The following is a 10292-nucleotide window of genomic DNA, read 5'->3' on the forward strand; positions in this document are numbered from 1 at the left end:
GAAAATTACCCTTCCTTCTCGATCTTATCTAGGCATTCACGAAGTAGTTGACCGTACTCGTACTTACCAGGACAAACAAAGGTACACAATGCTACGTCTTCTTCGTCTAGCTCTAGCGCACCAAGTGCTGCTGCACTATCGGTATCGCCAGCACATAGATCGCGAAGTAGCAGAGTAGGTTCCATATCTAATGGCAATACACGTTCGTAGTTGCCGATTGGAACCATCGAACGGTCACTACCGTTGGTCGTCGTTGTCATGTTGAACAACTGACCTTTGAAGATATGACCAAGGAATGAGCGAGTTACAGAGAACTTGTTCTTACCAGGCATCGCCCAACCGAACAACTCTTTCTCATAGCCTTCGCGCAATACAGAAACCTGTACGTGGTAACGACCTAGGTATGCGTGAGGACCAGTTGCTTTAGTACCAGATAGTACAGAACCAGAAATCACACGAACTTCACCTGGCATTAACTCGTTATCGGTTACGTCTTCTAGGCTAGCACCTACAGTCGTACGGATTAAACGAGGGTTATTTACTACTGGGCCAGCCAGAGAGATAACACGATCAGTGTAAAGTTCACCAGTTAGGAACAACTTACCGAACGCAATAACGTCCTGGTAGTTGATGCTCCACGCCACGTTGTCTGCATTTACCGGGTATAGGAAATGCATGTGGGTGCCAGCAAGACCTGCTGGGTGAGGGCCATCAAAAACATGCTCTTCTACATTTGACTGTGAAGAACGAGGAAGACTGGTGCCTGATTTACATACGTAAACCTTGCCATCAGTCAGAGTTGAAAGCACATCTAAACCAGCAACGAATGCTTCTTGTTGTTCATTGATGATCAACTCAGGCTGTGCCGCCAATGGATTAGTATCCATAGCAGTAACAAAGATTGCCTTAGTTGAAGACTCAATTGCTGGAACCTTGCTGAACGGACGAGTACGTAAAGCAGTCCATAGACCAGAATCAACAAGCTGAGTTTTCACCGCTTCACGGTCAAGACTTGCTAGTTGGTTGGCTTCGAACTTATCAAAAGTAACCTGTTCTTCACCTGCCACTTCAATCACTACAGATTGAAGGACACGTTTAGCACCACGGTTAATCTCGATCACTTTACCACTTGCTGGTGAAGTAAATTTCACGCCTGGGTTCTTCTTGTCTTCAAAAAGAACTTGCGCTTTTTTCACTTCATCGCCTACGCGAACATGCATAGTAGGACGCATGCCAACGTACTCTTCGCCAAGCAAGGCGACTTTCTTGATGGTCTTACCATCATTAATCACCTGGGTAGGAGTTCCTGCGATAGGAAGGTCCAGACCCTTCTTTATTGTAATCATACGCACTTGCACTACTTTTATCGGGAAAAAGATTCTTTGATTGCGTAACTTTTAGACACGACACTAGTGTCCGGTTTCGGTGTCGTTTAAAACACCAAAATCGCAACATCCTATTAAAAACCTCGCAACAGAAAAAGTCCGAGATTTATCAGGTGCGATAGTCTAGCATCTTTTGGGAAGGGGATGCCATGACCAATGAAAAGAATAGTGTGGATATTTCAGAGGATTTGAGTTTAAAAGGTTAAGGAATAGTCATAACTTTGAACCACCGCACAAACGCTGTTCAGTGGCCCAAGAAAAAACTCTCCAGCATTCACATCCTTAAACATTTTGAATCAAATCGAATTACCTGATTAATTTGTTTCCACATTGTTAATGCAATCGATATCGTCAAATAAAAAGGAGGCGATATATACCCCCTCCTTTCATTATCTATTTTGAGCCGCCCATGCACATTGGGCTGTCTGGCGCGCTCTCATTTTGCGCTTTCCATTCCGCTTGCGTATACGTGTGCATTGAGAGCGCGTGGATATGGTTTGCCAGCTCATCCGCCAAGACTTTGTTGACTTCGCGGTGACGAGCGATCAGTCTCAAACCATCAAATTTGTCGCTGACGACAATCACTTTAAAATGGCTTTCAGAACCAGGTGGCACATTGTGCATGTAGCTCTCGTTTACGACTTTCAAATACTCGGGCTCAAACGCTTCATGTAGCTTGGTTTCAATCACTTCTTGCAACATCGTGTGTCACCATATAATTATTAACAGCATTAAGAACCAATGATAATCGTCTTGTACGCAAAGCAAAAGGTTTTAGGTTTTAGTTTTTAGTTTTCACTTTGCCTAGCATCTGCGACAATTTGTGCAGTCTTAAATTGCTAACGTTGCAAATATGAAAACTGAGCTTACGCTGCACGATCGCACCCTTTCACTCTACCGCTACCCAAAAAAGAACAACGAAACTCTCCAAGCATGGGACGCCGGTGACGAGTACCTGATCAATTATGTCGAAGAGCAACAACTGCCCGACAACCAACATATTTTGATTCTTAACGACAACTTTGGCGCATTAAGCTGCTGGTTCGCGGAAAAGCACCGCGTAACAATGATGAGTGATTCGTTTATTGCCCATAAAGGTACGCTCTCTAACCTGCAGCGCAATCAGTGCAACAAAATCACTTTCTCCAGCACCATGGATGCAATCCCTAGTGATGTCGATTTAGTCTTGGTTCAGATTCCAAAAGCGAATCGCCATCTTATCTGGCAACTTGACCAACTTCGCCAGTCGCTCAAACCTTCGGTAAAGGTGATTGCGGTCAACAAAGCCAAAGAGATCCACTCTTCGACCCTCAAGTTGTTTGAAAAACACCTCGGCGAAACCACCACATCACTGGCTTGGAAAAAGCACCGCTTAGTGTTTGCCCACGCCAACAGCCAGCATGCACCGATGGTTGAAGCATTCACTGGTTGGAATGTAGACGGCCATGACTTCTCGCTCAAGAACTTGCCGAACGTCTATTCAGGAGAGAAACTCGATTTGGGCGCGCGCCTGATGCTTGAGCATCTTCCGAGCGAGCTAGGCGACAAGCACATTATCGACTTGGGTTGTGGCAACGGCGTGTTGTCGGTCAAGCTTGGCTTGCAGAATCCACAAGCTAAGTTGACTTGTGTTGATGAGAGTTTCATGGCGGTAGAATCGGCCAAGCAAAACCTATTAGATAATTTAGGCTCAGAGCGCAAGATTGATTGCGTGGCCAACAACTGCCTAGATGGTTTCGAAGCAAACTGCGCCGACCTAGTGGTGTGTAATCCTCCATTCCACCAGCAACAAGCCATTACCGACCATATCGCGTGGCAAATGTTCTGTGATGCAAAGCATGTTCTTCGCACTGGCGGACAATTAATGGTTATCGGTAACCGCCACCTCGGATACGATGTAAAGTTAACGCGATTATTTGGTAAGCAGAGCGTCAAGCTTGTTACTTCCAACAATAAATTTGTTATTTTACAGGCGACTAAATAGTTTACGACTATGCCTCTACTACTTTCAGAGTGACGAACAAGGGAATTAAACAATGAGAAAACTGGTCCTAGCGGCTTCGATGGCACTTCTGACCGCATGTGCAGCTCCACAGCAACAGCAAATCAACTTTATGCCAAAAGCAGTATTGAGCAGCAGCGAGATTACCAGCGATGCGACTTTCAACATCGTGAGTAAAGACATTCGCTCAGCGCAGTACGTTGCATTAGTCGACAGTGGCCGCTCAAACATTGAGCCTATCCACTCGAAGCAAAATGTCCGCATCTCATTAGAAAACGCGCTGCTGGAACAATTGCAGTCACAAGGTTTCCGCAACACAGTCAATAGCGAAAATACGGTTGAGCTTGAAATCCAAGAAGTATTGGTATCAGTCAAGCACAGCGTGATGGAAAACGAAATGGACGGTAAAGTTGTCGTTGAAGTCACCGCTGAAAACGCGCAAGGCAAGTTAGTGAAAACTTACACAGGCACAGCAAAGCGTACGGGCGCGATGAGCGCGTCAAACCAAGATATTGAAATGGTACTGAACGATGTTGTCGGCTTGGTACTAAAAGAGATCGCTAACGATACTGAACTGAAAGAGTACATGCAGGAGCGATTCTAATGTTGAAACTTGCAACCGCTTGTTTAGCACTAGTCAGCAGCCTAGCCTTTGCCGGGCCAAAAGTTGAGTTTGAAACCAACTTAGGTGCGTTCACTGTCGAGCTAAACCAAGAAAAAGCGCCGGTAACGGTGGCGAATTTCCTTAAATATGTTGAAGACGGTAGCTATGTTGGGACTATTTTTCATCGCGTGATCCCGGGCTTTATGGCTCAGGGTGGCGGTTTTGATGAAAACATGCAAATGAAAGCCACTTACTCACCAATCAAGAACGAAGCGTCAAACGGTTTGAAAAACCAAACCGCGTCGATTGCGATGGCAAGAACAAGCAACCCGAATTCGGCAACTCGTCAGTTCTTTATCAACTTAACTGACAATAACTTCCTAGACTACGATCAGCGCCCACCGGGTTATGCGGTATTTGGTCAGGTGACACAAGGCTATGAGGTTGTCCAAGCGATGGCGACAAAACCGACGCAAAACGTCGGTCGCTACGCTGACGTCCCTGTGACACCAATTATTATTACTAAAGTTACACTTCAACCTTAACAGGTATAGGCTCTAGTTGGTTCAGCTAGAGCCTTTTTGCTGACCGAACACTCTAACAAGGAAATGCATATGTCTTTTGACTCCCCGTCTATGTCTTGGCGAGAAACCATTCGCAGTTACATGGACAAACGCCTGTTGTGGGTCTTTATGCTTGGCTGCTCTAGCGGCTTCCCTTGGGTTCTTATCGGTTCGAACATGTCAGGCTGGCTCAAAGACGCCGGACTAACACGTGCTGCGATCGGTTATTTTGGTAGCGTCTTTGCCGTCTATGCGATCAACTTTTTGTGGGCACCGTTGGTAGACCGAGTCAAACTGCCAGTACTGCACGCCATTCTTGGACAACGCCGCAGTTGGGTTTTCTTCTGTCAGTCGATCGTTCTGGTCTGCACCCTCTTTATTGCTGGTGTCGATCCAGCGAAAAACTTAATGCTGACTTCAATGCTAGCATTGGGCATTGCAATTGCGTCTTCCACACAAGATATCGCCATCGACGCTTTCCGTATCGATACGTTCCCTAAGTCAGAGCCGTCAAAATTGCCGCAAGCCTCAGCGATGGCGGTTATTGGTTGGTGGACGGGTTATTCTGTTCCGGGTTATTTGGCGTTTATCAATGCCGACTCGATCGGCTGGAACGGCGTTTACTACGGAATGGCTGCGATTGTCGGTATATTGTTGCTGTTTACGCTGTTGGTTGGTGAGCCAAAAACACATCGCGACTCGCTTCAAGCGGAAGCAGAACAACGCCATAACCAGATTGTTGGCAATCGCGCGCTGTCATGGCTAACGGTGACGGTGGTTGAACCGTTCCTCGATTTCTTCAAACGCAACGGCTTTCGCGTTGCATTGACGCTGCTACTATTTGTATTTCTGTTCAAGATCGGTGAAGCCTTCCTTGGCAGAATGTCGATTACTTTCTATAAAGAAGTCGGCTTCTCCAACGAACAAATTGGCTACTACTCTAAACTGATCGGCTGGGGACTGACGATCTTTTTCACTTTGATCGGCAGTATGGTCAACGTGAGGTTTGGCATCGTACGGGGTCTGATGATTGGTGGTATCGCAATGGCAGCGAGTAACCTGATGTTTGCCTGGATCGCGAAAGTAGGACCAAACGAGTATCTGTTCTTAGCCACACTTGCGGTGGATAACTTCACTTCAGCCTTCTCGACTGTCGCTTTTGTCTCTTTCCTCACAGTAGTGACGGGGCAAGCTTTCTCTGCCACTCAATACGCCCTACTCGCTTCGCTCGGGAACTTTGGTCGTACAACATTGGCTTCTTTCAGCGGTGAATTGGCGGACTTCCTTAATGACTGGTCGTTGTTCTTCGTTCTTACCGCGCTGATGGTGATTCCAAGTTTGGTGATGCTCTATTCGTTACGTCACTACTTTAACACCATGCTCGATAAAGCCCGACAACGCGACGCACAAGAATGCAAAGAGCGCGAAGCGCACAGCTAAAAAAAGTAAAAGGCTTGGTGAACACCAAGCCTTTTTCGATTCAGTCAACTTAACATTGTTATTGAGTTATACGTTTTACTTACGGATACATACCTTTGCCGAAGCGATTAAACAAGCGCGCAATACCTTGTGTAAACAGCATTGGCTCAGTCAGTACGGTAAGACATAAGCAATCTTGCCCTTTACTGGTGGTTGGGCTGTGCTTGACCGAGCCATCTTCAATCACAAAGTCTCCGACCTGATAGTGCCCATTCTCATCACTAAAACTACCGTGCAACACCAACGTTGACTCTAAGCCTTTGTGTGTGTGCTGAGGGATCTGCACGTCCTCAGCAATGTACATCAAATTTACACGACTGTTGTCGGCAATATCGACTGGCGCACTGAACACTTTGCCGCCGTAGTTGTGCCATTCACCGATATGGTCAACAAACGGACTGAGCGACACAGGCAACATAAATGTTTTGCCATTGACTTCGATCTGTTTTGGCTTTCTCGGCGTCCTGAACGGTTCACTGCTTTGCTCAAGACAAACGATAGAATCAAACATCGCATCAAATGCGTCTTCATCATGGTCAACGTGCTCAGAGTTACGACTAAACAGCGCTTCACCGTACTCTTGTTCGAACACTGCTACCTTGCGCTTGCACTCTGGGCAGGTTTCGATATGAACCGCGATGGTGAGCGCGGAAACAGCATCCAGTTCTCCTTCCACATAGGATTTCAACATCAAATCTTCTGGGTGATAACTCATAGCTGGTCTGCCTCTATTGAATGTCTCAGTTTTTGCACGGCAAGTCGTAAACGCGATTTCACCGTCCCAACGGGAATGTTCAGCATTTCGGCGACTTGTTGGTGTGGAAGCTCTTCCAAGTACACCGCTTGCACTACCTTACGTTGAGCCTCCGGTAAGGTATCGATAAATTTCACTACCTGCTCTTTGAGCATGTCGGTTTCGGGCGAATAATGCTCAATTAAATCCGGCGGACAGTAATCATTTGGCCAGATATCTTCCGAATGGATGTGCTTCTCTCGACCCTTTTGTCTACGCAGCATGTCAAAACAAAGGTTTCTGGCAATAGTAAATATCCACGTCGATAACGAGCTTTTGCTGCCATCAAACAAGGCGCTCTTTTGCCACACCGTCGCCATCGTTTCTTGTACCATTTCCATCGCCACATGTTCATTACCAACGTGTCGATAGACAAACTGTTTCAAACGAGGAGAGAAATGTTGAAAAACGAGCGCGAATGCATGTTTGTCTTGTTGCTTGACTTTTTCCATGCACGCTGCCCAATCCTCTCGGGAATAATTCTGCGAGTCCAGACTGCCCATTACATTGTCCTTTGCACTGGTTTCCACTTTATTACGTTATAGTTTAGCGACTGGATCACTATCGGCATCAATATTGAGTCTTTGATTGAGAAACTCCAGTGCTGCAAAGCAGTTGTTGCCCCCTGCCAATACATCAAATTCACTGTTACTAAGCGGTAGAATCTCTAGCCAGCGCTGACTTACCCAAGTAGCGTCATCAAAAAACTTCTGTTGGTAGAGCTCGTTTAACTGAGGAAACTGCTGATAGATTGTTTGTAAGTGCAAACTAAGCGGCATGCTTACCGAATCCAGCTCTGTCACTTCCCATTCAGGCAGAGGTTTTACTTTCGCAAACCTCAGGCCATCATGTTCCACACGCACTCCGACAATCTTAAAGCGATTAATACCTGCGACTGTAATGCCGAGTAGTCCGTCTTCGAGCTGCTCAAAATCAACAATCTTTACCAGCGTGCCAAGATGAGATAATTCACTTCGTGCTAGAGAAGCCTGCGGCTCAAACAAGCAGATGCCAAATGTACCGTCTGCTTTCATTGCTTCAGATACTAAACGCTTATATCTCGCCTCAAAAATTCTTAGGCGCATTTTCCCTTCAGGCAACACGACTGAACTTAGAGGAAATAGCATCAATTCGTTCATCCCAACTCTCCAAAATACAACTTACTAACATTTACGTCATATTCATCGGATAGATCACACTCCCCTCTTTTGAACACGTGATGTACTTCAAATTTTAGTTGAACGTTTGCGTAATCGTTACCTGAAACATTTTTTATGCAAACTCATGAAAATTTGAATTGGTTCATTTTTTTTGTTTGTTAACGAGATCTACATCACTAGTTTTATGTATTTTTTCACTCTGCATCACTTCAAATTGAGATTTTTATCGCTATCATTCGCACCATCAGAGCACAGCATAGATTGTGCAGTATTGGCTATAAGCATCTAATTTAATATTGAACAAACATAGAGAGTACCAGTATGCGTAAATCACTTTTAGCTCTTGGTGTTGTGGCAGCAGTTTCAGCAGTACCAGCACAAGCAGAATACCTATACGGCTTCGGCAGCATGTATACAGATTACCAAGTTTGGGATCACGGTTTCGGTAACGACGATGACAACTTTGGCGGCGAGATCGACGATCGTAACCAACTTGTAATTGGTATCGAAGGTGGTGCAGCGTTTGACTGGGGTCAAATCTACGGCTTCTACGACTACGAAGGTGTAGACCGCGCTGGTGATGACCGCGGTGCATCAACGAAAGGTACTATCCACTACAACCTAACTGAATCTGGTGTGTCTCTATACGCTCAGGTGTACAACACAGACGCTGATAAATCATCGTTCCATGAGCAAAACCGTGTTCTAGGTTTAGGCTACACAGGCCTTAAAGGTGATGGTTGGGCTTGGACACCATTTATCGGTGTACACCAACTAAACACCAACGGCAACAGCGGTAACAACGGTGGTATGTTCGGTTACGTGGGTTACTACAACTTCGACCTAGCGGGTCAGAACTTCACGTTCGCAACTTGGAACGAACTAGAATTCGCGCGTAACGACGACTACGCTGACGCACAAAGCACTGACTTCGCAAGCGGCGACGGTTCAGAAAGCTGGGGTCTAAACGGTAGCTTGAACCTACTTTGGAACTTCCACCAAGATTGGTCTGCTGGCGTACTATACCGCTACACAGTAAACAAACTAGCGCGTAAAGATTACCAAGATCTAGTAATCTACCGCCTACAGTACAACTTCTAATTTTAGACGTTGCTCAGAACATCCAATGGCACCTTCGGGTGCCATTTTTATTTGCTTTCTCTCTCGATAACCTTATCCTTTGGGTAAATCCTTTTCTCTTCGTTAACGCATGAACATTGTGGTTCTAGGCCCCGGAGCAATTGGCTCTCTCTGGGCACTATCATTACACAGCGCTGGTCATTCGGTATCACTTTGGTCGCGGCACAACCAACATCAATCGACTCTCCAACTTGGTACGTCACCATTGGTCAGATTCGCTAATAATGACACTGCCAAGCTACAAAATGCTGATCTGTTGTTGGTCACACTAAAAGCACCTCAAGTCGAAACAGCAATACAGCCACTACTTGAGCAGATCGACCCTGACTGCATCGTAATACTGATGCACAATGGTATGGGCACCGCAGACATCGTTGCCGAACTGCTTCCCAACAACCCACTGGTTCTAGCTACCACCACTCACGGAGCGTATCGACCAGAACCAAACAAAGTGCAGCATACTGGTGTAGGTGTCACGCAACTCGGCGGCCACAATGAGAAAGGCAAACAGTGTCAGTTTCTAGCCGAGGTTTTTGACCACGCACTGAGTGCAGCGCAATGGCATAACCACATCGAACAAGCATTGTGGTCAAAGCTCGCGATCAACTGTGCGATCAACCCGCTGACGGCGATCCACCAGATCACTAATGGTGAGTTGGCCGCAGATAGCTATCGCTCAACGCTGGTTGGCGTGGTTGAAGAAGTGGCACAAGTGATGAACGCTGAGGGCATCGTCACCGATGCGGTTAAACTAGAAGAAACGGTATTTAACGTGATTCACGCCACGGCGAAAAACCACTCTTCTATGCAGCAAGATATTGTCCATCAACGCCCAAGCGAGATAGACTTTATCACTGGCTACTTATTAAAATGCGCCCAAACACATCACATTGCTGTGCCTTACAACACCGCACTGTTTGAACAAATTAAACTCATAGAACAAAGCTGGAAATCATCATGAGCAAAAAAGTCCTCGTCCCTATCGCTCCAGGCACCGAAGAGATGGAAGCGATAACTATCATCGACATGATGGTTCGCGCAGGTTACGAAACCGTTGTAGCCAGTGCTGACTTTGACGGTAATCTGGTGATGAAAGCCTCGCGCGGTGTAACGTTAACCGCCGACTGTAAACTGGTCGAGATCGCCGACGACGAGTTTGACGCGGT

General features: G+C 46.2%; 12 protein-coding genes. 7 read left to right on the plus strand and 5 right to left on the minus strand.

The genetic code is table 11. The features are described 5' to 3' along the window. Positions 1 to 5 precede the first annotated feature (5 nt). Both HCZ42_RS14890 and bolA read right to left on the minus strand, forming a co-directional pair. Complete coding sequence (locus tag HCZ42_RS14890) at positions 6 to 1346, minus strand: Na(+)-translocating NADH-quinone reductase subunit A (protein ID WP_167421436.1); 1341 nt, start codon at positions 1344 to 1346, stop codon at positions 6 to 8. A 432-nt stretch (positions 1347 to 1778) separates the two neighbouring features. After that, positions 1779 to 2087 (minus strand): transcriptional regulator BolA, encoded by a 309-nt coding sequence (gene bolA, locus HCZ42_RS14895; RefSeq protein WP_167421437.1) that lies wholly within the window; start codon positions 2085 to 2087, stop codon positions 1779 to 1781. A 151-nt stretch (positions 2088 to 2238) separates the two neighbouring features. Here bolA and HCZ42_RS14900 point away from each other — a divergent pair, with 151 nt between their 5' ends. From HCZ42_RS14900 to HCZ42_RS14915, 4 genes are all read left to right on the plus strand, one after another. Next, the gene (locus HCZ42_RS14900) at positions 2239 to 3369 is read left to right on the plus strand and encodes a methyltransferase (protein WP_167421438.1); all 1131 of its coding nucleotides are present in this window, start codon (positions 2239 to 2241) and stop codon (positions 3367 to 3369) included. A gap of 52 nt (positions 3370 to 3421) precedes the next feature. After that, entirely contained in the window at positions 3422 to 3991 is a 570-nt protein-coding gene (locus HCZ42_RS14905) for a YajG family lipoprotein (protein ID WP_167421439.1), read from the plus strand. Beyond that, positions 3991 to 4536 (plus strand): peptidylprolyl isomerase, encoded by a 546-nt coding sequence (locus HCZ42_RS14910; RefSeq protein ID WP_167421440.1) that lies wholly within the window; start codon positions 3991 to 3993, stop codon positions 4534 to 4536. Before HCZ42_RS14905 ends, HCZ42_RS14910 begins: the two co-directional genes overlap by 1 nt. A gap of 69 nt (positions 4537 to 4605) precedes the next feature. Further along, the gene (locus HCZ42_RS14915) at positions 4606 to 5994 is read left to right on the plus strand and encodes an AmpG family muropeptide MFS transporter (RefSeq protein WP_167421441.1); all 1389 of its coding nucleotides are present in this window, start codon (positions 4606 to 4608) and stop codon (positions 5992 to 5994) included. Between the two features lie 79 nt (positions 5995 to 6073). Here the strand turns inward: HCZ42_RS14915 and HCZ42_RS14920 are convergent, their stop codons facing one another. From HCZ42_RS14920 to HCZ42_RS14930, 3 genes are read right to left on the minus strand one after another with little or no spacing between them, the layout of a single operon-like run. Next, a complete protein-coding gene (locus HCZ42_RS14920; RefSeq protein ID WP_167421442.1) occupies positions 6074 to 6748 on the minus strand; it encodes a ChrR family anti-sigma-E factor in 675 nt (224 codons plus the stop codon). Continuing rightward, complete coding sequence (locus tag HCZ42_RS14925) at positions 6745 to 7329, minus strand: RNA polymerase sigma factor (protein ID WP_167421443.1); 585 nt, start codon at positions 7327 to 7329, stop codon at positions 6745 to 6747. The genes HCZ42_RS14920 and HCZ42_RS14925 overlap by 4 nt, the downstream gene beginning before the upstream one ends. A 36-nt stretch (positions 7330 to 7365) precedes the next feature. Further along, positions 7366 to 7965: an LON peptidase substrate-binding domain-containing protein gene (locus HCZ42_RS14930; RefSeq protein ID WP_167421444.1), complete on the minus strand. Its 600-nt coding sequence runs from the start codon at positions 7963 to 7965 to the stop codon at positions 7366 to 7368. A 342-nt stretch (positions 7966 to 8307) separates the two neighbouring features. Between HCZ42_RS14930 and HCZ42_RS14935 the strand changes: the two genes are divergently transcribed. From HCZ42_RS14935 to HCZ42_RS14945, 3 genes are all read left to right on the plus strand, one after another. Beyond that, entirely contained in the window at positions 8308 to 9087 is a 780-nt protein-coding gene (locus tag HCZ42_RS14935) for an outer membrane protein OmpK (RefSeq protein ID WP_167421445.1), read from the plus strand. Positions 9088 to 9196: 109 nt separating this feature from the next. Next, positions 9197 to 10087 (plus strand): 2-dehydropantoate 2-reductase, encoded by an 891-nt coding sequence (gene panE, locus HCZ42_RS14940; RefSeq protein WP_167421446.1) that lies wholly within the window; start codon positions 9197 to 9199, stop codon positions 10085 to 10087. Next, positions 10084 to 10292: DJ-1/PfpI family protein (locus HCZ42_RS14945; protein WP_175579519.1), on the plus strand; the 209-nt coding region annotated here is incomplete at its 3' end. The genes panE and HCZ42_RS14945, both read left to right, overlap by 4 nt.

The organism is Vibrio hepatarius, from assembly GCF_011806575.1.
Taxonomy (GTDB): domain Bacteria; phylum Pseudomonadota; class Gammaproteobacteria; order Enterobacterales; family Vibrionaceae; genus Vibrio; species Vibrio hepatarius_A.